We start from the raw sequence: 21088 nt of genomic DNA, 5'->3' as shown, positions 1-21088 counted from the left end.
GGATGGCGTGGAGGAGTCCGGCCCAGCCGGCTCCGAGGACGACGGCGTGCTGACGGTTCTGTTCCATGGCGCACCTACCTGAGGTGATGAGGGATGAGCGGTCGTCTGTCCCGTCGGATCCTTCGACGCTACGAGCGAGCCGGGATCCCCGCGTCGGTCATTCGATGCATCTTTGCCAGGGGACAGCGCACCGATCGGTGTATCGCCGCCAGGCGCCCTCAGCGACTCCTGCCGTCAGAGGATGCGGTGCTCATATGCATACGCGGTGGCGGCGGAGCGGTTGGGCAGGTCCAGCTTGGTGAGGATGTTGTGCAGGTGGCGGGCTACCGTCTTGTCGCTGATGACGAGTCGGCCCGCGATCTCCCGGTTGGTGCGGCCCGTGGCGACGAGCCGGAGCACCTCGACCTCGCGCGCACTGAGGCCGTGGGCGTCACCCGGGGACGGCGAGGCGGTCGTGCTCGCGCGGACCCCCCGGTCGGGCTCCACCCCGGCCTCGGCGAACGCGCGGTCGGCCGCGGCGAGCTCGACCTCCGCCGTCTCCGTGTCGCCGAGCTCGCGCAAGGCCCGGCTGACGAGAACGCGCGTGCACGCCGTCTCGTAGGGCGCCCGCAGTCCCAGCCACCGCCGGCGCGCGGACGCGAGGTGCTCCAACGCGTCTCCCGGGCGTCCACGAGCGAGGAGCACCTGCCCCCGCGCGTGGCTCGCCATCGCCCGGAGCACGTCGGTCCCCACGGCGTCGGCGATGCTGCCCAACTCGGAGCAGGCCCGATCGGCAGCCTCGTCCTCGCCCGCGCTCACCATGATGGTCACGGACGCGGCCAGCGACTCGGCCCGCGAGCGGGGTCGGCTCAGCTCGTCACGCACCTCCGGGAGGGTCGAGGACGTCTGGTCGAGGGCCCGGCGCATCGCGGCGACCGCCGCCTCGGTGCGCCCCTGGGCCAGCCACACGAGCGCCAGCCCGGGGTGCGGGTCGTGACCACAGTCAGTGGCGGCGCCATAGGAGGCCGCGGCTGCCGCATACTCCCCATGGATCCTGTGCAGCTCGGCCCGCTGGTAGTGCGCCATCCCCAGCGCGGGGTCCGGCGGGTCCGACAACCACCGGCAGGCGCGGTCGGCCTCTGCGGTCGCCTCGCGCCAGTCACCTCTGAGCTGCGCAACCTGCGAGCGGTGCACGAGGCACTGTCCGCGGAAGGGGACGAGGCCGGGCTGGGCGTCGCACCAGTCGCTGAAGGTCTCGGTCCACTCCCGCGCGCGCCGCAGGTCGAAGAGCTGCTGGCACGCGATGAGCACCGCGCAGTAGACGATGCCCGACGCCAGTGGGGAGACCCGGCCAGTCTCGACGGACAGCATGGCCTCGTCCAGCAGCGCCAGACCCCGCGCCGGCTCGCCGAGGCGCAGCGAGGCCTGGCCCTGCCCGAGGCGGCCCAGGGTCATCAGGTCGTCGTCCGCCCAGCGCTGTCCGATCGCCATGGCCTCGCCGAAGGCGACGTAGGCAAGGTCGGGCTCGTCGCCGTCGAGGGTGCGCAGCGCGTCGGGGAGGAGCAGGTATCCCCACTCCGGGCAGTCCCGTGGCCCGTCCTCGTCGAGGAGCCGCCGGGCCCGCGCGACCCACGCACCGCCCCGGGTCTCGATGCCGCGGCCGACGATGAGGACCAGGCCCAGCCAGAACGCGCACCGGACCGCCGCGCGCACCTCACCACGGTCGACGAAGCCCTCGTGCGCCCGCGCCCATGCGGCCTCGGCGAGATCCGGGCGACCGGTGAGCTGGGCGCACAGCGCCAGTCCCTCCACATCCTCCGGCTCGGCGAGGAGGCCAGCGTCGTCGGCAGCCGTCAGCGCGTCGCAGCCGCGGTCCCAGGCGCGCTGCTCGACCGCGGCACGACCTCGCTCGAGGGCGTCCCTCCCGTCGCGCCTGACGTCCGCGTCCTGGGGCATCACTCCAGTGTGCGTCAGACCGGCATGCTCCGCGAGGGTTGGCGTCCGCCGCGGGACGGGGTCGGCCGGGCACCGGCACATCCGAGGTATGCGGTGCTCACCTCACCGATGCCGCCGTCGGCCCGGTTGGTTTGCGCCCCGGGTGGGCTACGTCGGTCTCGACAGCCAGAGGAGGTCTTCCTGTGCCCGGTGCCGCGCGGCCTCCTCCAGCGCGAACAGCGCATCCGTCTTCTCGAGAAGCAGCGTGAAGGGCCTCCCGGAGCGGATGGTCCGGTGTGTGACGGGCAGGCCGGCGCGGTCGATGTGGCTGTGGATGGTGCGTCGCCGGGGTGCGGCCAGTGGCCAGGCGAGGGTGCGCTCGGTCGACGAGCCGAGGAACTGCGCGAGCCGGTCCTCGTCGTCGCCCCGGGGCTGTCCCATCCGATCGACCAGTCGTCGGGCGCCCGTCGTGGCTGCGCGAGATGCGCCTGCAGCCGCTCGCGGGCATAGACGGTGAGCGTCTCCAGGGCCGGCGTCGAGCCACCCGCAGTCTCGGCCGAGCGCAGGGCCACGAGCACGAGCGGCAGGGCCCGACCGCCGAGCTCCGGTATTCGCGTGGCCAGTTCACCGGCCGCCTCGCCCTCGGAGACGGAGAGGACGGCGGCGAGCGCCGGGCCCAGCCGCTCGAGCCCGTCGGCACGGCGCGTCGGGTGTGCGACGTCGACGAGCGCCTCCGCTTCTCCCGAGACCCACTCGCCCATCCATCTCGCAAGCCACGCGGTCACCTCGGGTGCCCCAGCGGACCGCAAGCGCTCGCAGAGCCCCGGCAGCACCGTCTCGACCCAGGTCCACCGGTCCATCGGCCGACTCCCATCGGGGTCAACATGGAAACGAACCGGAGCCGTCCGGTCCCATCGCCGAGCCAGCGCGGTCCACCACGGTTTCGGGTATACCCCTGAGAGCGACGCCAGCGGCGCGGCGTGGTCCACCGTGACCATCTGGATGTCGAAGGGCGCGAGCAGCTCGCGCGCCAGCTCCGCGTCATCCACTCCTCGGGCGACGTCGATCGCCAATGTCAGCAGCTCCTCCCCGGGCGATCCCCACCGGTCGACGAGGTCCGGGCGTCCTCCCTGGCCTGGTCGAGCTCTCCGGCGGCGAGGGAGGCGGCGACCTGGCGCAGCACCCATGCCGGGCGGGCCTCGGCGCGCATCCCGAAGCCGGCATCGGGTGGCCAGACCAGCAGGGCGGCCCGGCGGTACCACCGGTCGACGGTGTTGCCGTAGTTGCCCATGTACCCCTCGTGCTCGCTGTCGTGGGGGGTGAGCCGACGGGAGGGGGTGGGCGCGCATACCTCCTCGTCGTCCAACGCGAGGTGCATCTCGCCGGCGCAGCCGTTGTCGGCCCACCAAGTTCCGGATCGTCTACCGCATCGACGATGGCCGCATCCTCGTGGAGGTGATCGCCATCGTCCACCGGCGAGACGCATACCGTTGATCGTTGAAGAGGGCAGTGGGCGTTCGACGACGATCCGCCGCCAGATGTCCAGGCCGAGGCCGGCGCCCTCCCCACCCCGCGGGTCATGATGAACGGCTCGGCGTCACCAGAGGGGCGCGGCGAACGTGCTCGCGATGCTGCCGCTGGATAGCGCGCCGGCGTGCGGCACGTGTCGGCGGTGCCGGGCAGCCGGCCTCGCGGGCCTCGATGACTCCTCTGGCTGAGAGCCGTCACACCATGGTTCGCTGGGCCTCGGCGCGCGCCCGGACCTGCTCGGCTCTCTCCCAGTCCTCGGTCTCGAAGGCGATCGCCGCGGCGGGGAACAGGCCGTTCTCCTCGCGGTCGATGTGCTCCCACAGCATGGCGAAGACGCGCAGCACCTCCGCCCAGGCGACTGCCGTCGGCCCGCTCTCTGTCAGCGTGTCTATCGCTGTGTCCAGGACCTGGTCCGCCTCGTCGTGCTCGTCGAAGAGGATGGCCACCTTCTCGGCCAGCATCGGCACGTTCTTCATCGAGGGATAGATCGCGAGCTCCTCCACGGTGTCATGCAGGATGAGGACCGGCATGAGCGTGGTGAGGTGGTCTGCCGCGGCGTCGAGGTCGTCCCGGCCGACCGCTCGACGCACCTCCCCCATCGTGTTGAGGATGAACTCGTGCTCGCGAGTCAGGTCACCGATCGGGCCGATGTCTCGGCATCCGCAGTAACTGCACATCTGACTCAGCGCCCGGCGAGCCGCTGCTCGAGCTCGATGACCCGGGGGAAGAGGATGTTGTTCTCCTTGTGGATGTGCTCGTGCAGGTCCAGCTCCATCTCCTCCAGACCGGTGAGCATCGCCCGATAGGAGTTGCACGCGTCCGCGGGCACCGCATACCCGTCCGTGAGGCTCCGGATCTCCGTGAACAGCTCGCCCACGACGTCGTGCTCGTTGAGCAGCTCCCGCAGTTGGTCGGCCAGCGAGCCGAAGCGGAACTGCACGGGCGTCTGGGACTTCTCGAGCCGGCTGATCGCCGGGAACACGACCCGCTCCTCCTTGGTCAGGTGCGGCTCGATCTCCGCGACGGACTGGCGGTATGCGCGGTGCACCTCGGCGAGCTCCGGGCGTCGGTCGCCGTGCACGCCCTCGACCTTGGCGACGAGCGCGAGCATCCGCGGCATCTCCTCCCACAGGTAGGCGTGGTGGGTGTCGACGATGTCATGGGCGAGAGCGGAGATCTCGAGGTGCTGCCACTGCGGGGCCGGTGGCGGGTCGGGTATATCGAGCGCGCCGGCGATCTCATCGAGGGCTATCCCAGCCTCCTCGCTGGCCGCTGCGAGCGTGCGGTGCCCGTTGCAGCAGTAGTCGATTCCCCATCTCTCCAGGACGCGGCTGCGTCGGGGGTCGGCTGCGACAAGGTCGCCGAGGGTCGCGCTTACATTGACGGGCATAGACGCACCAAACATGAGGTAGTGGAGTGGAAGGGGATGAGTTCGACGGTCTCGGGTCGATCGCTGACGAGGCCCTCGAGCAGCCCGGAATGCAGGCTGCAGACGAGCTCCTGATGGGTATCGACGAGTTCGCGGAACGGGCAGTTCCGAAGGAGGATCTGGCCGGGCTTCTGACGCGTCTCCCGGTCGGGCTCGAAGCTCATGTCGGCGAGGAAGTCGTCGAGGACCTGGGCCGCGCTTCGTCCATCGTGGTTGGGCCGAGCGGCCAGGGATGTGCCCCAGGACTTCCCGGCAGCGCGGGCCACGTCAGCGGGCCGCTCGGAGGCTGCTGCGAGCTGTGCGAGGAGCACCGTGGACAGCAGCTCGTAGTTGCGCCTACCGCTGCGTGCACCTCTCTCGGTCGGGTAGATGAGAGTGCGGGGTCGACCCTTCCCACCGGTCGGCTGCCGTCCCTGCGAGACCAGGCCCTCGCCCTCGAGCGCGCCGGCGTGGAAGCGGACCGTGTTCGGGTGAATGTCGAGATCGGCAGCGAGGTCCTCGATGGTCACCGGCTCCGGCGCGCTACGGACGGCCGCGAGGACCCTGGCACGGGTGCCCGAGGTGCTGGTCACAGCGCCACTCCTTCCGGTTGGGACGCCACGAGTGGGGCGTCCGCAGCGACGACGCCGAGCGAGGCGGCCCCACCCAGCGAGCCGAGCGGCTCGCCCTGCCCGGGAAGTCTCTCTTCGAAGAACGCGACATTGTCGCTGAGGTAGCCATTCCACCGCTCTGGCAGGTCGTCTTCATAGTAGATCGCCTCGACGGGACAGACCGGCTCACACGCACCGCAGTCGACGCACTCGTCGGGATGGATGTAGAGCGCCCGGGTCCCCTCGTAGATGCAGTCGACCGGGCACTCGTCGACGCACGCGAGGTCCTTGACGTCGACGCACGGCTGGGCGATCACGTGGGTCATGACGCACTCCTCACTCTCGGGTCCACTGGTACTTTATACAAGCAACATGTTAAATAATAAGACCCGTGCACACCAGGCCCGTGCACACCACCTGGAAGGATCCTTCATGACCGAGCTGTCCTTGACGGAGAAGACACCCGGCTGCGCCTGTGGCGCCGATCATGGCGAGCCTGAGCTCGACGCCCGAACCATCCCGCACGCCATCCGCCATGCCACGATCTTCGGGGCCCTCTCGGCGATCGCCCCGGGCGGCTCGCTCATCCTCGTCGCCCCGCACGATCCGCAGCCGCTGCTCGCGCAGATCGCCGACCGGGAAGGCGACGACATCGAGGTGAGCTATCTCGAGAAGGGCCCGCAGGCATGGCGCCTTCGGCTCGCCCGCCGCTGAACCCGACGTTTCTCCTCGCTCCCGCCGGACTCTCCCTCCTCGTCGGGATCAACGCGGGACTGCTCCTCGGGGATCTGCCCGCGCCGATGACGAGGGCGGATCTCGCCGCTCGCCACGGGATCCTCATGGTCCTCGGGTTCCTCGGCACACTCATCGCGCTGGAGCGGGCGGTGGCCCTGCGAGCGCCCTGGGGGTATGCCGGCCCCGCCTTGCTCGGGGCCGGCGCCCTGACTCTGGCGTTCGGGGGCCCTCAGCCCCTCGGTGCGATCCTGCTCGTCGACGGTTGTGTGGTCGCAGCCGCCGTCTACTCGGCGCTGTTCACCCGGCAGCACGACGAGGCCACTGCCGTGGGAGCGTTCGGCGCGGTGGCCGCCCTCATCGGGGCTCTGCTCTGGCTGCGTGTGGAGGTCTACGACCTCGTCCCGTGGCTCGTGGCCTTCGTCGTGCTGACCATCACGAGCGAACGCGTCGAGCTGGCCCGGCTGCACCGACCCCCGGGCAGCGAGCGGATCCTGCTCATCCTCGGCGTCTTCGTGTTCATGGCGGCGGGCACGACCGTCCTGGCCCCCGCATACGGTGTGCGGCTGTTCGGCTTCGCGGTCCTGGTTCTCACTCTGTGGACTGCGGTCGGCGACGTCGCTCGGCACACCATCCGGACCACCGGGCTCCCTCGGTTCGCGGCCGCGGCCATGCTGGTGGGCTACGTGTGGCTCGTCGCGGCCGCCCTGGTGTGGATCCTCGGCGGGCCGCCGTCCTCACGGGCGGCGTATGACGTCGTCGTCCACGCGGTCTTCCTCGGCTTCGCCATGTCGATGGTGCTGGCGCACGCGCCGGTGATCCTGCCGGCGGTCGTGCATCGGCCCCTGCCGTATCACCCGGTGATGTGGGCGCTGCTGCTCCTGCTGCAGGTCGGGCTCGTACTGCGACTGGTCCTCGGTGCCGGGCTCGGGAGCCTGCCGATGTATCGAATGGGTCTGTGGCTGACCGCCGCCGCCCTCCTGCTGCTGCCCGTCTTGGCCGCCACGCTCGTCCTGACGGCCGCCCGGCGCGAGGCCGGGCTTGATCGCTCTCGCCTGACTCGCACGAAGGAACCCGCCCGTCCATGACCATCACCTCCTCGCCCACTCCACGATCGGCCACGGCTCCCGAGGTGCCGCAGCGGGGCGGCTCCTCGGCGCTGCGGGACCGCGTGCCAGTCCTATGGCTCGCCGTGGCGCTGATCTTCGCGCTGCTGCACCCGTGGTTCCCCGGACTGGGCTGGGTCGCGATCCACCTCTTGCTTCTCGGCGCGCTCAGCCACTCGATCCTGGTGTGGTCGGCGCACTTCACCCGTGCCCTGCTCAAGACCCGGCTCACGCAGGCCGCCCAACGCCGCCAGAGCCAGCGCATCGTCATCCACATCGTCGGGACGCTGCTCGTCGTGGGTGGGGTGTCGTTCGGGACTGTCACGGCGACCGCCGTCGGCGCCACCTGCGTGGCAGCAGCCGTGATCTGGCACGGCGTGGAGCTCTGGCAACAGCTGCGCGTCGCGTTGCCGGGGCGGTTCCGCGTCACCGTGCGCTACTACCTTGCTTCTGCTGCCTGCCTGCCGGTCGGCGCCGGCCTCGGAGTGCTGCTCGCCACCGGGCCTGGCGAGGAGCTCCACGGCAGGCTGATCGTCGCCCACTCGCTGACGATGGTGCTCGGATGGGTGGGCCTGACCGTGATCGGGACGCTGCTGACCCTCTGGGCGACCATGCTGCGCACCCGACTCGACGAGCGGGCCGACCTGCTCGCCCGCCAGGCGCTGCCCCTCATCCTTGCTGGACTGGCCGTTGTCGTCGCGAGCGCTGCCCTGGGTCTGCGCTGGGGTGCCGTTGCCGGTCTGGTCGGCTACCTGGCCGGCGTCCTCTGGTGGGGTCGGGCGCTGCTTCTTCCGACGCGCACGGCACCTCCACGGCATATGTCCTCCTGGTCGGTGGCAGCCGCCCTCGTGTGGTTCGCGGTCGCCCTGGTCCTCATCGCCCTCCGACTGGTCAGAGAACCGTCATGGGCTGCGGTGGCCGACGCATACACCCCCATCACCATTGCCGTGACGGCCGGCTTCGCGGCCCAGCTGCTCATCGGCGCGCTTTCCCATCTGATCCCGGTGATCATCGGCGGCGGGGCGCGGGTGTGGCGGACCGGTCAGGCGGTCTTCAACCGGTATGCGGTGGCCCGCCTCACCATCGCCAACCTCGGCCTGGTTCTGTGGCTGGCGCCCACACCGCCGGCCGTGAGGACGACGGCGGCAGGGATGACCCTGCTGGCGCTCGGGTCGTTCCTGCCGATCCTCGTCCTGGCAACGCGAGCCGCCGTGCGAGCGAAGCGGGCCCGACGGGATGACAACGATGGACCGCGGCCGCCGGTGACACCGGAGCGTGGGATCTGGTCCACCGGGCAGTTCGTAGCCGGACTGGCAGTCGTGGCGGTTGCCCTCTCGGCCGCGGTCGCCTGGGACCCTGCCGCAGCCGGTTTCACCAGCACCGCTGCTGCCGCCGCAGGGCGCGGCGAGGTGCGGCCCACCGGCAACACCACGACCGTCGAGGTGTCGATGGAGGGGATGCGGTTCACGCCAGAGCGGATCAGCGTGCCCGTCGGTGACCGGCTCCTCATCGAGCTCGTCAACAGTGACCCGACGACCACGCACGACCTCGTCCTGGCCAACGGTGCCGACAGCGGCCGCCTCATGCCCGGCGAGCGGATGACCCTGGATGTCGGCATCATCGGCGGCGACCTCGACGGGTGGTGCTCCATCGTGGGCCACCGCCAGATGGGGATGACGCTGCTGGTGGCAGCCGAGGGCGCCCAGAGCGCAGAGCACAGCGATCATGCGGCGTCATCGGCGCCTGTGCCGCCCGTGTCGGCGGTTGCGGATGACACCGTGCCCGCCGACTTCAGGGCCGTCGACGCCGGCCTGCCGCCACTGGGGAGCACCACCACCCACGAGCTCACGCTCACCGTCGAGGACACCGAGCTCGAGGTCGCCCCGGGGGTCCGCCAGACTCGGTGGACCTTCAACGGGGAGGTCCCCGGCCCGACCCTGCACGGCCGCGTCGGTGACACGTTCGTCATCACCCTCGTCAACGACGCGAGCATGGGGCATTCGATCGACTTCCACGCCGGCGCGCTCGCCCCGGACCGGCCCATGCGGACCATCCCGCCCGGGCAGTCGCTGACGTACACGTTCACGGCGCAGCGGGCGGGCATCTGGATGTACCACTGCGCGACGATGCCGATGAGCGCGCACATCGCCGCAGGCCTGCACGGCGCGGTCGTCATCGAACCGCCTGGCCTGCCTCCGGTCGAGGCGAGCTATGTCTTCCAGCAGAGCGGCGCATACGTCCTGGGTGACGGCCGCACCAGCATCGAGGAGGTCGATGCGGCCGCGGCCCTGACCGGTGCGCCGTCGTTCTTCACCTTCAACGGGGTCGCCTTCCAGTATGACCACCGGCCCATCGAGGTCGAGGTGGGCGAGCGGGTTCGCGCGTGGCTGCTCAACGCCGGACCGACCGGTTCAATGAGCTTTCACGTGATCGGGAGTCAGTTCGAGACGACCTACGCGGAAGGCGGATACCTGCTCAAGGACGGCGCCGACGCCTTCGGCTCGCACTCCGCAGGGAGCCAGGCACTAGCCCTGCAACCCGGGCAGGGCGGATTCGTCGAGATGACGCTGCCGGAGGCAGGCACCTATCCCTTCGTCACCCACGACATGCCGCTGGCCGAAAGCGGCGCACACGGACTATTCAGGGCGGTGAGCACACCATGACTATTACTCTCTACGGAGACTTCACTGACGCGATGTCACGGATTGCCTCGACTCGCGTCGATGCGCTACGCGTGGCGGGGGTGGAGGTCGAGTGGCGCGCCGTCATCCGGCACCCCACGCTGCGCACCGTCTCCGAACCGCTCGGTGAGGTCAGGCTCTCGCAGATAGCCGAGGTCGAGAAGGCATGGCGCACCGAGTCGATCAGGGGAGAGCCGACCCCGTCGCTGGCACCCCGGATCGCGCCGACGCCGCTGCCACCCCTGTCCGGGTTCGCCGAGGCTGTCGGGGCCGGTGTCGGCGACCATGTCCGGCATCTGCTCTTCGCACGCTACTGGCAGGACAACGCGGACATCGGCAATCCCGATGTGCTGCGCTACCTGCTCACCAGGCCCATCCTGCACGGCTGCTCCACGGCTGAGGTGTTGAGCGAGTCCGGGTATGCGGTAGCCATCGGCGGCGGACCGCTCACCTCCGCTGCGTGGCGGCTGAGCAGGCACTGGGCCTCGGCCTACACGGCCCTGGACCGACCGGAGCTGCCGGTCTGTGTCGAGGAGGGCCGGGTCAGGTCGGGCTGGGCTGCGGTGCGCCACCTCGGCGCGCTGGTGACAGAGCGCGACGCCCGCTTCCCTCGCGGCAACCCGTACCCGCTCCCGCGGCTGCCCCTGCCGGCGCAGCGGCGGAGCATCGCCCACTCACCCGCGATCCCGGTGTGGTGGGATGCGTAGACCTCACGCCGTCCACACCGTCAGGGTTGGGTCCGCTAGCGCCGGCACCCCTGCGAAGCTCGACGGAGGCTCCCGGCACGATGGCCATCGAGTCGCGAACGCCTCGGCGGACCGGACCTGCACGCCCGCCCTCTACGTGTCGTGCGACGGCCGTGGACCGGGCCCACCTGGCAGGATCGATCCATGGCCACCACGAGTGGCTGATCGTCTCGAACGACCGACAAGGAAGGCTCACCATGGAGCTCATACCGGGTGACACCCTGATCACCGCCACCCCACAGGAGGGTCGTGAACTCGCCATGGCGATAGCACGCAAGAGCATCGGGGCGATCCAGCCGGATGCCGGCACACGCCAGACGCTGCGCCCCGGCTACTCCACTGACGCGGACTCGCTCACCATGGCCGCGCACGTCGTCGCAGTCGAGTTCGCGACCATCGCCGCTGCCAACGACTACTGGCGCGACAAGGGCTGACCGTTGCCCTGCGGCTGCCCAGCCGCTGCCGGCGCGGCGCGCGCGGGTCCTGGTGCGACGAGCTGACCGCGCGCGAGCTCGACGTGCTGCGCCTGCTCGACAGCGACCTGACCGGTCCGGAGGTGGCGGCGCACCTGTTCGTCTCGATCAACACCCTGCGCACCCACACTCGGCTTCGGCGCTGTGCCCTCTGTCGGGCACGGCGCCGGTGGGCGCGGGGATGTGGTGGGGCGGTTGTGACGACCGCGGTCAGTTCGCGGCGCGACAGGGCTGACTGCTCACGGTGCCGCACGCGGGGAGTGGAGGCAGGGTCACGTCGGGATCCACCACCGGAAGCACCATCGAGCTCGGGTGACTCTCGTCGTGCAGCACCGTCACCTCGAACGGCCCGGAGACCGGGTCGAAGCCCCAGCGCCACCTGCTGTCGCCGGGACCCGCGACGGTGAGCCGGATCCGGGAGCCCTCGCGGAAAGCATGCGCGACCGGGAACAGCTCGACGCGCACGGCCGTCGCCTCGCCAGGGACCAACGACGAGATCGGCCGCAGACCTGTGGTCGTCCTCTCGCGGGACGCCGTCATCCCACGCCACCGCCGCGCCCTGATCGCGCCGTGCACGACAACCATCCGGGGCCTGCCGAGCGAGGTCGTCCTCGAGCCCGGTGAGGACCCGGTGCCACGTCGGTCGGCGGTCAACCTGGACTCGGTCGAGGGTGTCTCGATCGCGATCCTCGTCGAGCGGCTGGGGCGGGTTGCGGAGGGTCGGGTGCGGCAGATCTGCGCTGCTCTCGCCATCGCCGTGGACTGCACGGACTGAACCTCCGTGAGAGAGGACGCCATCGCGACGACGAGGTGAGCGAGTACGTCAGCGCAGCATCCACGACGCCCGGGCAGTAGCGATGGCGCAGGACGTCCGCCCGATCCAGACGCCGACACCCCGGGCGTAGCGTGTCCCCATGCCCGGACCAGGCATCCGCTTCCGTGTGCCGCCTCAGCGGCGGGCGCTCGTGGAGCGGGCGCGTCTGGTGCGGCGCCTGCCGACCGAGCCGGACCGGATGCCGCGACTCGTCCTCCTCGCGGCCCCGGCCGGGTTCGGCAAGACGACACTGCTGACGCAGTGGCTGACGGCGCTCAGCCACGCACCCGTGTCACCGGCCGTGGCCTGGCTCTCGGTCGAGCCGGCCGACCGGGACGTGCGGCGCTTCCTCACTGGCCTCGTCGCGAGCGTCGACCACGCCACCGGCGGCGGCGTCCCCCAGGCGAGCGCCCACTCCCAGGGCGAGAGGCAGGCACCCCCCGAGGAGGTCCTCGCGCATCTCGTCACCGAGCTCGACGAGCTCGCCACCCCGCTGGTCATCGCGCTCGACGACGTCCACGTCGCCGCCTCCCCGGAGGTCCACGCGGCGCTGGCCTTCCTCGCCGAGCACCTCCCGGCACGGACCACCGTGGCGATGACGACCCGTGCCGACCCGGCCCTGCCGCTGGCCCGGATGCGGGCGCGCGGCGAGCTGCTCGAGCTGCGCGCCGTCGACCTGCGCTTCACCCCGCCGGAGGCCGGGGCCTTCCTCACCGACGTCATGGACCTCGAGCTCGCCGACGACCAGGTGGCGGCGATCGCCGCTCGCACGGAGGGCTGGCCGGCGGGCCTGCAGCTCGCCGCACTCTCCGCCCTCGCCCGGGTCGAGGACGCCGACGCCGTCGAGCTCTTCATCCGCGACTTCAGCGGCAGCAACCGGTTCGTCCTGGACTACCTGCTCGACGAGGTGCTGGCCGCGGAGGACGACGCGACCCGCGCATACCTGCTGCGCACGTCCGTGCTCGAGGTACTGAGCGGACCGCTGTGCGACGCCCTGACCGGGCGCCAGGACAGCCAGGCCATGCTGGAGCGGCTCGAACGCCGCAACCTGTTCGTCATGCCGCTCGACGACGGCCGGCGGTGGTACCGCTACCACCACCTGTTCGCCGACGCCCTGCGGGCGCGCCTGCTGGCGGAGTCTCCCGAGGAGTTCCGCGAGCTGCACCGCACCGCAAGCCGGTGGTATGCGCGCCACGGCTCGATCGGCGACGCCGTCCTTCATGCCCGCGAGTCGGGCGACGACGGGCTCACCGCATACCTCGTCGAGACCGCGATCCCAGCGCTGCGTCGGCAGCGGCGGGACCAGACGATCATCGACTGGGTGACCCCGCTGCCGGAGGCCGTCGTGCGGGCCAGTCCGCTGCTGGCGACGACGCGGGCGTGGGCGCGTCTCGCATCCGGCGAGGTCGACAAGGTCGACGGCTGGCTCACCATCGCCGAGCGACCGTCGCAGCCCGGTTCACCAGAGCAGCAGCTCGACCTTCCGCCCGACATCACCGCCGACCGCGACCACGAGGTCCGGCTCGTGCCGGGGACGGTCGCGATCTACCGGGCGTCGCTGGCGCAGGCGTCCGGCGATGTCGCCGCCACGGTCGAGCACGCGACCCGGGCCCGGGACCTCGCTCAGCCAGGTGACCATCTCCTCCTCGCGTCGGCCGCCGGGTTCCTGGGTCTGGCCGACTGGGTCGAGGGCGATCTGGCGCAGGCCAAGGCGCGGTTCGAGGAGACCAGGGTCCATCTCGAGGCGGTCGGCGACCTCGCCGACGCGCTCGGCACGAGCGTCCCGGTCGCCGCCATGACCGTGGGGCTCGGCCGCCCCGACCTCGCGCGCCGGCTTCTCGAGGAGGACCTCGCCACCGCGAAGGCGCACGAGGGGCCGACCCTGGCCAGCCATGCCGACCTGCACGTCACGCTCGCCGACGTCCTGCGCGAGGCCGGCGACGTCGAGGGTGCCCGACACCACCTCGACGCGGCACGAGGCCTCGGGGATGTGGCATCCCTGCCGGAGAACCGGTTCCGCCTCTATGCGGTGAGCGCCGACCTCCTCGCCTCCACCGGTGACCTCGAGGGGGCCCTCGCGATGCTCGACCGCGCGGAGCGGCTGCACCTGCCCGGGTTCCTCCCCGACATCGCGCCCCTTCCGGCGCGGCGCGCCCGAATCCTGGTGCGGTTCGGCCGGATCGACGAGGCCCGGGCGTGGGCCGCGGAGCGTGGGTCGGTGGTGGACGGGAGCACCGAATACCGCAGTGAGTATGCGCGGCTCACCCTCGCCCGGCTGCTGCTCGCGGAAGGCGGCCCAGGGCTCGAGGCGAGCCTCGTGATGCTCGACCGGATCGTGACGGCCGCCGAGGCCGCGGGGAGGTTCGGCAGGTTCATCGACGCGCTGGTCGTGCGCGCCCTGACGCACCGGGCGCTCGGCGCGCCGGCCGCGGGGGTGAACGACCTCGCCCGCGCACTCGTCGTCGGCGTGCCGGCGGGATACCGGCGGGTCTACCTCGACGAGGGCGAGGCGATGGACGGCCTGCTCCGGGACCTCCTCGACCAGCCCGGTGCCGCAGCGGCCCATGCGGCGGCGCGTGGGCTCCTCACTGACAGCCGACCGGCCACCCAGGCGAGGCATCCGTCGACGCTCGGCACCGACGAGCTGACTCTCCGAGAGCTGGACGTGCTCCGCCTCCTCGACAGCGACCTGACCGGCCCGGAGGTCGCGGCGCACCTGTTCGTCTCGATCAACACGCTGCGCACGCACACCCGGCGGATCTTCACCAAACTCGACGTCACGACCCGCCGCGCGGCCGTGTCGCGGGCCCGGGAGCGCGGTCTGCTCTGACGACGGTGGAGGATCACCACCTCGGTCGCATCATCGTGCGATGTGGCGTCATCACGCCCGCTCCTACGGTCGAGGGACCCGGCCGGACCGACCGGTCGACCCGCACCGAACGAGGAGCAGTCATGACCATCACCCCCACCGCCCTGACCCGAGCAGCCGGGATGTGCGCCGCGGCCGCGGGTGCCATCTTCATCGCCGTCCAGATCAACCACCCGCCCGCCGACGTCGCGCATCTGCTCACCACCGAGATGGTCGTGCGCGAGAGCGCGAAGGCGGTCATGGCGGCTCTCGCGCTCGTCGGGTTCACCGGGATGTACCTGCGCCAGGTCCGCCGGATCGGCGTCCTCGGCCTGGTCGGGTTCGCCCTGCTCTCCGTGGGATACCTCGCCATCTTCGCCCTGCAGTGCATCGTCGGCTTCGTCCTGCCGAGCGTCGCCGCGAGCGACCCCGTCTTCGTCCAGCGGGTGCTGGACCAGGCCGTCGGCGGGCCGGCCTCCGGTCAGATCGGTCACCTGCACGAGCTGCTCCTCATCTCCGCGATCGGGTATGCGCTGGGCGGGCTGGTCTTCGGCGTCGCCCTGTTCCGGGCGAACGTCCTGGCCCGCTGGGCCAGCGCGCTGCTGGCTCTCGCGACCGTCTCGGCGCTCGCGCTGGCGGTGTTGCCCGAGTCGTTCAACCGGCCCTTCGCCGTGCCGATGGGCATCGCGCTCATCGGACTGGGTCTCTCGTTGCGGCGTAGTGTCCAGGACCCGGCCGCTGTTCCCGCCGCGGCGTTCGAGCCGGCAGCGGTGCGATGAGCGTCCTTCAGGTCTCCGGGCACCCGGCCGCGCCGCGGTCGAGTGTCCGGAGTGGGAGTGGGTGGAGGCTCGCGGTCGGGCTCGTGCTCCTCAGCGCCATCCCGTTGTTGGCCGGGGCCCTGCGGCTGATGGAGCTCGCGGGCGGGCCGGAGGTGAGGCCGGCGGACCCCCGGTTCGGCGAGGTCCCGGTCGCGCTCATCGTGCACATCGTCGGTTCGGCGCTGTTCGCGCTCGTGGGTGTGCTGCAGTTCCTGCCGCGCTTCCGGCGCTCGCACCGTCGCTGGCACCGTCGGGCGGGGCGCGCGCTGATGGTGACCGGGCTCGCCGTCGGCGGCTCGGCGCTCTGGCTGACCGTGTTCTACGAGGCACAGCCGGGCACAGGCGCGCTGCTGTATGCATTCCGGCTCGTCTTCGGCACGGCGATGCTCGTCAGCCTGGTGCTCGGGTTCGTCGCGATCCGGCGCGGCGAGGTCCACAGTCATCGCACGTGGGTCATCCGCGCCTACGCGATCGGGCTTGGGGCCGGCACGCAGGTGTTCACCGAGGGGTTCGCCGAGGCGCTGTTCGGCGAAGGTGTGCTCGTCGGCGATGTGGCCAAGGGAGCCGGCTGGGTCGTCAACCTCGCGGTCGCCGAGTGGGCGATCCGACGCCGGAGCGACCCGAGGACGTGGTGAGCACCGACGGCGAGGTCTACGCGATCCAGGTGCGCGGGCATCTGGCCGACCACTGGACCGCGTGGACCGGCTGCACCGACCTCGTCCACCGCGACGACGGCACGACCACCCTGCGGACCGGCCCGGTCGACCAGGCACAGCTGCACGGCATCCTCACCCGGCTGCGGGATACCGGTGCAGCTCTGGTCGCGGTCTCGCCTACGGCAGCGCGCGCTTGTCGAGAGCCTTGATGAACGAGGGGCGCCGGGCATACGTGGAGCGCAGCTCGGCCATGAGAGAACGGAACTCGTCGGAGCGGCCGGCCCTCGCATACAGGTGCTCCATCTCGACCAGGTGCCGGGCGATGCCGGGGTAGGCGCGGGTGTTGGCGACGGCGAGCATGCCGGGCAGCTGCATCGCATGGAGCTCCCCGGCCCGGTCGGGGTGGCTGGTTCGGAAGCACGTCGCCAGCTCCGACCAGTAGACCCCGGCGCCGTAGTCTCGAGCGGCGGCCCACGCGGCCTCCTCGTCGCCGGTGGAGAGATGGATCCCGACCAGTGCTCCGCCGTCGGTCAGGCCGGCCTGGCGGGCGGCCTCCGCGATGGCCCAGTCCCGCTCGGCCTCCCCGCGGCTGTGCGTGGTGGCGAAGCCGACCAGGGAGCGGTACGAGTCCGGTCCGGCGTGTCGTCGGAAGCCGCCGCGGAGGACCTCGATGCCGTCCTCGACCCGGCCGGCCTGCGCGTACAGGTCGGCGGCGGTGCCGTAGGCGAGGTGGTAGTCGTCGTCCTGGTGCCAGATGCGACCTGCCGCGACGGCTCGGTCGAGCCAGTCCATCGCCTCGTCGGTGCGGTCGACCGCGAGCAGCCGCGTGATGATCGCACCGAATCTGGGGGCCTTCCGCTCGGACAGCAGCCGGATCGCCCCGTCGATGTCACCGTCGTGGTCGAGCAGCTCGAGAAGCATCCGTTCGACCTCGAAGCGGTCGGTGCCGTACGGGCCCGGCTCGGTCCTCGCGTCGAGCTCGGCGACCGCCGCGCGGTAGGTCGTCCAAGCGGGCTCCGTCAGCGCGGGCGCGAAGGGCTCGAGGGTGATGTTCGGCCAGCCGGGTGAGTCCTCGCGGGCGGTGACGATCCAGCGGGCCAGCTTGACCGCGTCCGGGCTGCCCTCGCGGCAGCACCGCGCATAGAGGTCGAGGGCGGCCTGGCAGGCCCCGCCGATCACGCCCGAGGAGTCGTTCGCGTGCATCTGGATCTGCTGCAGGCGGATCATCAGGCGCTTCGCCGCAGGCCCGATCTCGTCGGCGACCGCGGCGCCGTGCTCGTCGAGCTCGGCGGTCAGCCGCTCGAGGACGTTCTCGCCGGCCTGCGCCACCTCGAAGCTGCGCCGGTAGTCGACGAAGTCCCTCCAGCTGATGGTGTCGTTGACCAGGGCCAGCCAGGGATTAGCGCGTCGTGGGCTCATGCGTTCCCGTTCGTCGGTCGGGGCGTTCACCTCACACGGTATCCACCGACCAACCCGGATCGGCGGCACCCCGCACGACGTCACATCGCGCCGACGAGTCCCCTCGCTGCGTGCTCGGTGACAGCCCTCCGGCGCCGGCGTGAGGCATACCGCGAGCCGTGGTCAGGACCAGCCGGCGACGGTGCCGGCCTGCCGGATCCAGCCGCGCACCTGTGCGTGGTCGACCTCGTCCCATGACTTGACCTTCAGATAGCGCGACCGGTCGGAGTCCCCCAGCGGCGGAGGCGGGTCGAGGTCCGCCCCGCCGAGGAAGACGATGTTCACCGAGACGTCGTAGGCCACCATCTCGATGACCCAGCCCTGCTCCGGCACCCCGTAGTAGGCCTTCTTCCACTTCACGGCGTAGTGCAGGTCGGAGAGGGTGTCCTGGATCAGTCCGTCGAGGCCCGTGACGACCGGCTGGAGGTCGGGCATCTGGCTGCGCATCCACGCGTCGATGACGTCGTGGCTGTCGGACGGCTCCGGTGGCTTCCTGGTCGACCGACCCGTGCGTGCCTTGTCCATGTCGGCTCCATCCTCACGTCGCGAACCCTGCCCACGATAGCGACGGCGGCCATTCTCGTCGCGGGCTGTGGTCAGGCTGACCTGGCTGATGTGAGGCTGGCCGATATGGGCCTACTGACCGTCCCAGGCGAAGGTCACGACCCCACTGCCGGTTCCGCTCGAGGTGACCTGCAGCTCGTCGTTGGCGTAGATGAGCAGCGTCCACTCCGCGGGCGTGCCGCAGCTGCTGTACTGCCGGACCTCGACGGTGTAGGTCCCGAAGGGCGCCGCGCGATCGGCCGGCCAGAAGGTGTTCTCCACCCCGCCGGGCTCGGGGTCGACTCCGCACACGCCGACGTTGTCGTCACGGTCGAGGCGGCCGCCCGTGGGGGACGGACCGGGCGAGGCGTACCAGATCCGGGTGCCGTCCGGTTCGATGACGTGGAGGTCCTGGTCGTTGTCGTTGTCCCAGATCAGGGTGAACCGTAGGGTGCCGTCGCCGACCACGAGGTCCGAGCCGTCGCAGTTCTGGTCGATCCCGTCGTTCGGGATGTCGATCGCTCCCGGATTGATGGCCGGGTCGTCCGGTTCGCAGTCCACGGTGTCGTCCCACCCGTCACCGTCGGAGTCGCCGCTGCACCGCGAGCCGACGTTGTTGCTCGTGAGGTCCGGGTCGGGCTCCCACTGCCACGTGAAGCACACCGGGAGCGTGATTCCCGGGACGAGGTCGCCGCCCGTGCGCACGAAGAAGCGGCTGACGGTCTCGTCCGGATCGAGGCCGGTGCAGTTCGCCGTGCCCAGGAACCAGCAGGCCGTGTCGCCGAGGCGGGTGAGGCGTTGCGCCGAGTAGGTGAAGTCGCCCGTCTCGGGGTTCCCGCGGGCGCTGTCGACGGTGAACCAGTAGTGGGTCGAGTGACCCTCGGCGAGGCCGTCGTCGAGGATCTCCGGAGCGCGGATGCCGACCGAGAGGTCCTCGATCCCGCACCCGTCGGACAGGTCCGTGTCGAAGTACGGGTCGGCGTCGTCCGGGACGTTGGTCTCCCAGGAGACCCCACCCTCGCGGTAGGCGTAGAACGCGTCGTCGTATGACGTGAAGGGGTTGACGAAGACGCAGCCGATGAAGCCACGAGAGCCGAGGGTCAGCGCGTCGGTGCTCGTCTTGAGGTCGTGCTCGTAGGCCCGGTTCAGCGACCCGAAGTTGTCCAACACGCCAGGGACCCAGACCATGTCGTGCTGGAACGCGACCCGGTCGTTCTCCGAGTCGAACCAGAACGGGCGCACGATCCGCTCGGTGTACTCGGTCGTGTCGAGCTGCCCGAACGTGGGCCAGTAGACCTGCTCATCGATGTCCGAGACCACGTCGTCCGCCGCGAGAGCCGCGCTGCGCTGGGCCGGTCCCGGGTCGGTGGCGTAGGCCTCGTCGAGGTCGCTCGGCTTGGGAGTCGGAGTCGTCGGGCCAAGGGCCGCGCGAGCCGCCGGGGCGGGCGCCTCCTGCTCCACGGATTCGGGCTCGCCGACTGTCTGGCCGGGCACCGCGGCATACGACTGGACAAGCGATCCGAGCAGGGCGCGCTGGCGGTCGTCGAGTGCGCCGCTGAAGCGGATCCCGGTGACGCGGGGGTCGCCGTCCGCCTCCTTCGACAGGCCGGCATAGAGCGCGAACTGATCCTCGAGAGCCAGGCCCCGACCGTAGAAACCGCCGACGAGGTCGGTGCCCCCGGGGTCGACCGTGACGCCGCGCGCGCTGGCCCTCTCGGAGATCTGTCGTGGCACGGGGAGCGGCTCGGCCGCCTCCCGGGTGTGACGGAACTCGGCTATCGGTGCGTCCACGAGCCGCAGAATGGGGGCAAGGTCGCTCAGCGGCGTGGGTGAGGCCAGGCGAGCCGACGTGGACGGACCCTCGTAGCCGAGCAGCCGCTGCACGTCGACGACCGCAGGGGCACTGCGCACCTCGTTGCCATCGCGGTCGTAGACGACGACTGTGAGACCCACGAGTCCGTTGGGCAGATCGGCAGGGTCGAGGGTGAACGTTGTGGCGAGCGTCGGGCTCGGCGGCTCGATCGAGCGATCCGCCGTCAGTTCACCGTTGACCTCGAGCAGCACCAGGGCCACGCCCCGTGGCGCACTGGCGTCCACCGTGACGTCGAATGGGTCGTTCGTCGCACTGGGCGGAGCAGAGAGTTCGACGACGACGTCTTCGCCTGTGGGGCCGGGCACCTCACACGTGTCCGTCTCTTCGGCCGTGCAGGTGTCGGAGCCCGCGCCACCGGCGACCGAGTCCGAGTCGCCGCCCCCGACGAGCACATCGTCACCGCGCGAGCCGCCGAGCCGGTCGGAGGCGGTGCCACCCCCCAGCACATCGTTCCCCTCCGCGCCTTCGAGGCTGTCCGAGCCCGCGCCGCCGAAGACGGTGTCGTTCCCCCGAGCGCCGTCGACCCGGTCGGCACCGTCCTCGCCGACCGCCAGGTCGTCTCCGTTGCCGCCGTCGATCGTGTCGTCCCCCGGCCCGCCGAACAGTCGATCGACACCGTTCCCGCCACAGAGCACGTCGTCGCCGCCGAGCCCGTAGACGACGTCATCGCCTGAGCCGGCGCGGATCACATCGGAACCCGCGGTGCCGACGAGCACGTCGTCGCCGTCGGTTCCGACGATCGTTGCTGCTGCGCAGTCTGCGGCGCCCTCGGCGATGTCCGCTCTCGCCAGGGCGGGTGCGTAGGCGAGCACCATCACTGTCGTCGCGACTGCCGCGGCCATGCTGCGTCGGATAGACATCATGTTCCCCGCTCCCC

The 21088-nt window shown here is 71.1% G+C and carries 22 protein-coding genes and 1 pseudogene; 12 read left to right on the top strand and 11 right to left on the bottom strand.

The window, feature by feature from the left end; all coding sequences use genetic code 11:
• Nucleotides 1-234 precede the first annotated feature (234 nt).
• From GA707_RS12250 to GA707_RS12240, 3 genes are all read right to left on the bottom strand, one after another.
• Nucleotides 235-1935 (bottom strand): helix-turn-helix transcriptional regulator, encoded by a 1701-nt coding sequence (locus tag GA707_RS12250; protein WP_152178698.1) that lies wholly within the window; start codon nucleotides 1933-1935, stop codon nucleotides 235-237.
• A 147-nt stretch (nucleotides 1936-2082) separates the two neighbouring features.
• Nucleotides 2083-2355, bottom strand: coding sequence for a hypothetical protein (locus GA707_RS12245; RefSeq protein ID WP_152178697.1), 273 nt, complete (start codon nucleotides 2353-2355; stop codon nucleotides 2083-2085).
• 634 nt (nucleotides 2356-2989) lie between these two features.
• Nucleotides 2990-3292 (bottom strand): hypothetical protein, encoded by a 303-nt coding sequence (locus GA707_RS12240; RefSeq protein ID WP_152178696.1) that lies wholly within the window; start codon nucleotides 3290-3292, stop codon nucleotides 2990-2992.
• Here GA707_RS12240 and GA707_RS21810 point away from each other — a divergent pair.
• Nucleotides 3262-3408 carry a type II toxin-antitoxin system RelE/ParE family toxin gene (locus GA707_RS21810; protein ID WP_152178793.1) on the top strand — a complete coding sequence of 49 codons (147 nt, stop codon included), beginning with the start codon at nucleotides 3262-3264 and terminating at the stop codon, nucleotides 3406-3408. The genes GA707_RS12240 and GA707_RS21810 overlap by 31 nt on opposite strands.
• Nucleotides 3409-3638: 230 nt before the next feature.
• Here GA707_RS21810 and GA707_RS12230 read toward each other — a convergent pair whose 3' ends face one another.
• Genes GA707_RS12230 through fdxA form a run of 4 tightly spaced genes read right to left on the bottom strand, consistent with a single transcriptional unit; the run spans nucleotide 3639 to nucleotide 5789 of the window.
• Nucleotides 3639-4121 (bottom strand): hemerythrin domain-containing protein, encoded by a 483-nt coding sequence (locus GA707_RS12230; protein WP_152178695.1) that lies wholly within the window; start codon nucleotides 4119-4121, stop codon nucleotides 3639-3641.
• A 5-nt stretch (nucleotides 4122-4126) separates the two neighbouring features.
• Nucleotides 4127-4834 (bottom strand): iron-sulfur cluster repair di-iron protein, encoded by a 708-nt coding sequence (gene ric, locus GA707_RS12225; RefSeq protein WP_193315313.1) that lies wholly within the window; start codon nucleotides 4832-4834, stop codon nucleotides 4127-4129.
• On the bottom strand, nucleotides 4819-5445 hold the full coding sequence (locus tag GA707_RS12220) for a metalloregulator ArsR/SmtB family transcription factor (RefSeq protein WP_152178693.1): 627 nt from the start codon (nucleotides 5443-5445) through the stop codon (nucleotides 4819-4821). Before GA707_RS12220 ends, ric begins: the two co-directional genes overlap by 16 nt.
• On the bottom strand, nucleotides 5442-5789 hold the full coding sequence (fdxA, locus tag GA707_RS12215; RefSeq protein ID WP_152178692.1) for a ferredoxin: 348 nt from the start codon (nucleotides 5787-5789) through the stop codon (nucleotides 5442-5444). The genes GA707_RS12220 and fdxA overlap by 4 nt, the downstream gene beginning before the upstream one ends.
• Before the next feature lie 106 nt (nucleotides 5790-5895).
• Here fdxA and GA707_RS12210 point away from each other — a divergent pair, with 106 nt between their 5' ends.
• The 6 genes and pseudogenes from GA707_RS12210 to GA707_RS21805 form a co-directional block, all read left to right on the top strand.
• Nucleotides 5896-6177 carry a DUF2249 domain-containing protein gene (locus GA707_RS12210; RefSeq protein ID WP_152178691.1) on the top strand — a complete coding sequence of 94 codons (282 nt, stop codon included), beginning with the start codon at nucleotides 5896-5898 and terminating at the stop codon, nucleotides 6175-6177.
• Nucleotides 6150-7283, top strand: coding sequence for a hypothetical protein (locus tag GA707_RS12205; RefSeq protein ID WP_193315312.1), 1134 nt, complete (start codon nucleotides 6150-6152; stop codon nucleotides 7281-7283). Before GA707_RS12210 ends, GA707_RS12205 begins: the two co-directional genes overlap by 28 nt.
• Nucleotides 7280-9964 carry a multicopper oxidase domain-containing protein gene (locus GA707_RS12200; RefSeq protein ID WP_152178690.1) on the top strand — a complete coding sequence of 895 codons (2685 nt, stop codon included), beginning with the start codon at nucleotides 7280-7282 and terminating at the stop codon, nucleotides 9962-9964. Before GA707_RS12205 ends, GA707_RS12200 begins: the two co-directional genes overlap by 4 nt.
• 32 nt (nucleotides 9965-9996) lie before the next feature.
• Nucleotides 9997-10689: a hypothetical protein gene (locus GA707_RS12195; RefSeq protein ID WP_152178689.1), complete on the top strand. Its 693-nt coding sequence runs from the start codon at nucleotides 9997-9999 to the stop codon at nucleotides 10687-10689.
• Between the two features lie 236 nt (nucleotides 10690-10925).
• On the top strand, nucleotides 10926-11162 hold the full coding sequence (locus GA707_RS12190; RefSeq protein ID WP_152178688.1) for a hexameric tyrosine-coordinated heme protein: 237 nt from the start codon (nucleotides 10926-10928) through the stop codon (nucleotides 11160-11162).
• Nucleotides 11144-11320 (top strand): annotated as a pseudogene (locus tag GA707_RS21805) (hypothetical protein); the annotation flags it as partial. The gene GA707_RS12190 and the pseudogene GA707_RS21805, both read left to right, overlap by 19 nt.
• Before the next feature lie 91 nt (nucleotides 11321-11411).
• Here GA707_RS21805 and GA707_RS21555 read toward each other — a convergent pair.
• Nucleotides 11412-11786 carry a CocE/NonD family hydrolase C-terminal non-catalytic domain-containing protein gene (locus GA707_RS21555; RefSeq protein ID WP_255425080.1) on the bottom strand — a complete coding sequence of 125 codons (375 nt, stop codon included), beginning with the start codon at nucleotides 11784-11786 and terminating at the stop codon, nucleotides 11412-11414.
• Here GA707_RS21555 and GA707_RS12180 point away from each other — a divergent pair.
• The 5 genes from GA707_RS12180 to GA707_RS12160 all read left to right on the top strand — a co-directional run bounded on the left by GA707_RS12180 (nucleotide 11698) and on the right by GA707_RS12160 (nucleotide 16546).
• Nucleotides 11698-11976: a type II toxin-antitoxin system PemK/MazF family toxin gene (locus tag GA707_RS12180; protein WP_226963761.1), complete on the top strand. Its 279-nt coding sequence runs from the start codon at nucleotides 11698-11700 to the stop codon at nucleotides 11974-11976. The two genes, GA707_RS21555 and GA707_RS12180, sit on opposite strands and share 89 nt — an antisense overlap.
• 139 nt (nucleotides 11977-12115) lie before the next feature.
• Nucleotides 12116-14845, top strand: coding sequence for a LuxR C-terminal-related transcriptional regulator (locus GA707_RS12175; RefSeq protein WP_152178687.1), 2730 nt, complete (start codon nucleotides 12116-12118; stop codon nucleotides 14843-14845).
• A 122-nt stretch (nucleotides 14846-14967) separates the two neighbouring features.
• Nucleotides 14968-15642, top strand: a complete 675-nt coding sequence (locus GA707_RS12170; protein WP_152178686.1) for a hypothetical protein — start codon at nucleotides 14968-14970, stop codon at nucleotides 15640-15642.
• Nucleotides 15639-16316 carry a DUF2306 domain-containing protein gene (locus tag GA707_RS12165; RefSeq protein ID WP_152178685.1) on the top strand — a complete coding sequence of 226 codons (678 nt, stop codon included), beginning with the start codon at nucleotides 15639-15641 and terminating at the stop codon, nucleotides 16314-16316. The genes GA707_RS12170 and GA707_RS12165 overlap by 4 nt, the downstream gene beginning before the upstream one ends.
• On the top strand, nucleotides 16313-16546 hold the full coding sequence (locus tag GA707_RS12160; protein ID WP_152178684.1) for a hypothetical protein: 234 nt from the start codon (nucleotides 16313-16315) through the stop codon (nucleotides 16544-16546). Before GA707_RS12165 ends, GA707_RS12160 begins: the two co-directional genes overlap by 4 nt.
• Here the strand turns inward: GA707_RS12160 and GA707_RS12155 are convergent.
• From GA707_RS12155 to GA707_RS12145, 3 genes are all read right to left on the bottom strand, one after another.
• Nucleotides 16515-17756, bottom strand: a complete 1242-nt coding sequence (locus tag GA707_RS12155) for a lipopolysaccharide assembly protein LapB (RefSeq protein WP_152178683.1) — start codon at nucleotides 17754-17756, stop codon at nucleotides 16515-16517. The two genes, GA707_RS12160 and GA707_RS12155, sit on opposite strands and share 32 nt — an antisense overlap.
• Before the next feature lie 162 nt (nucleotides 17757-17918).
• A complete protein-coding gene (locus GA707_RS12150) occupies nucleotides 17919-18320 on the bottom strand; it encodes a DUF1801 domain-containing protein (protein ID WP_152178682.1) in 402 nt (133 codons plus the stop codon).
• 111 nt (nucleotides 18321-18431) lie between these two features.
• Nucleotides 18432-21053 (bottom strand): hypothetical protein, encoded by a 2622-nt coding sequence (locus GA707_RS12145; protein ID WP_193315310.1) that lies wholly within the window; start codon nucleotides 21051-21053, stop codon nucleotides 18432-18434.
• Nucleotides 21054-21088 lie beyond the last annotated feature (35 nt).

Origin of the sequence: Nostocoides sp. F2B08 (genome assembly GCF_009184895.1) — a bacterium.
Classification (GTDB): Bacteria; Actinomycetota; Actinomycetes; order Actinomycetales; family Dermatophilaceae; genus F2B08.
This window is presented reverse-complemented; position numbering and strand designations above follow the sequence as displayed.

What these genes read in the sequence shown, in the direction of transcription:
- GA707_RS12150 (WP_152178682.1), bottom strand. Translation starts at nt 18,320, where the DNA reads ATGGACAAGGCACGCACGGGTCGGTCGACCAGGAAGCCACCGGAGCCG.
- fdxA (WP_152178692.1), bottom strand. Translation starts at nt 5,789, where the DNA reads ATGACCCACGTGATCGCCCAGCCGTGCGTCGACGTCAAGGACCTCGCG.
- GA707_RS12145 (WP_193315310.1), bottom strand. Translation starts at nt 21,053, where the DNA reads ATGGCCGCGGCAGTCGCGACGACAGTGATGGTGCTCGCCTACGCACCC.
- GA707_RS12205 (WP_193315312.1), top strand. Translation starts at nt 6,150, where the DNA reads ATGGCGCCTTCGGCTCGCCCGCCGCTGAACCCGACGTTTCTCCTCGCT.
- GA707_RS12200 (WP_152178690.1), top strand. Translation starts at nt 7,280, where the DNA reads ATGACCATCACCTCCTCGCCCACTCCACGATCGGCCACGGCTCCCGAG.
- ric (WP_193315313.1), bottom strand. Translation starts at nt 4,834, where the DNA reads ATGCCCGTCAATGTAAGCGCGACCCTCGGCGACCTTGTCGCAGCCGAC.
- GA707_RS12210 (WP_152178691.1), top strand. Translation starts at nt 5,896, where the DNA reads ATGACCGAGCTGTCCTTGACGGAGAAGACACCCGGCTGCGCCTGTGGC.
- GA707_RS12175 (WP_152178687.1), top strand. Translation starts at nt 12,116, where the DNA reads ATGCCCGGACCAGGCATCCGCTTCCGTGTGCCGCCTCAGCGGCGGGCG.
- GA707_RS12155 (WP_152178683.1), bottom strand. Translation starts at nt 17,756, where the DNA reads ATGAGCCCACGACGCGCTAATCCCTGGCTGGCCCTGGTCAACGACACC.
- GA707_RS12250 (WP_152178698.1), bottom strand. Translation starts at nt 1,935, where the DNA reads ATGCCCCAGGACGCGGACGTCAGGCGCGACGGGAGGGACGCCCTCGAG.
- GA707_RS12240 (WP_152178696.1), bottom strand. Translation starts at nt 3,292, where the DNA reads ATGCACCTCGCGTTGGACGACGAGGAGGTATGCGCGCCCACCCCCTCC.
- GA707_RS21555 (WP_255425080.1), bottom strand. Translation starts at nt 11,786, where the DNA reads ATGGTTGTCGTGCACGGCGCGATCAGGGCGCGGCGGTGGCGTGGGATG.
- GA707_RS12165 (WP_152178685.1), top strand. Translation starts at nt 15,639, where the DNA reads ATGAGCGTCCTTCAGGTCTCCGGGCACCCGGCCGCGCCGCGGTCGAGT.
- GA707_RS12170 (WP_152178686.1), top strand. Translation starts at nt 14,968, where the DNA reads ATGACCATCACCCCCACCGCCCTGACCCGAGCAGCCGGGATGTGCGCC.
- GA707_RS12190 (WP_152178688.1), top strand. Translation starts at nt 10,926, where the DNA reads ATGGAGCTCATACCGGGTGACACCCTGATCACCGCCACCCCACAGGAG.
- GA707_RS12195 (WP_152178689.1), top strand. Translation starts at nt 9,997, where the DNA reads ATGTCACGGATTGCCTCGACTCGCGTCGATGCGCTACGCGTGGCGGGG.
- GA707_RS12230 (WP_152178695.1), bottom strand. Translation starts at nt 4,121, where the DNA reads ATGTGCAGTTACTGCGGATGCCGAGACATCGGCCCGATCGGTGACCTG.
- GA707_RS12245 (WP_152178697.1), bottom strand. Translation starts at nt 2,355, where the DNA reads ATGGGACAGCCCCGGGGCGACGACGAGGACCGGCTCGCGCAGTTCCTC.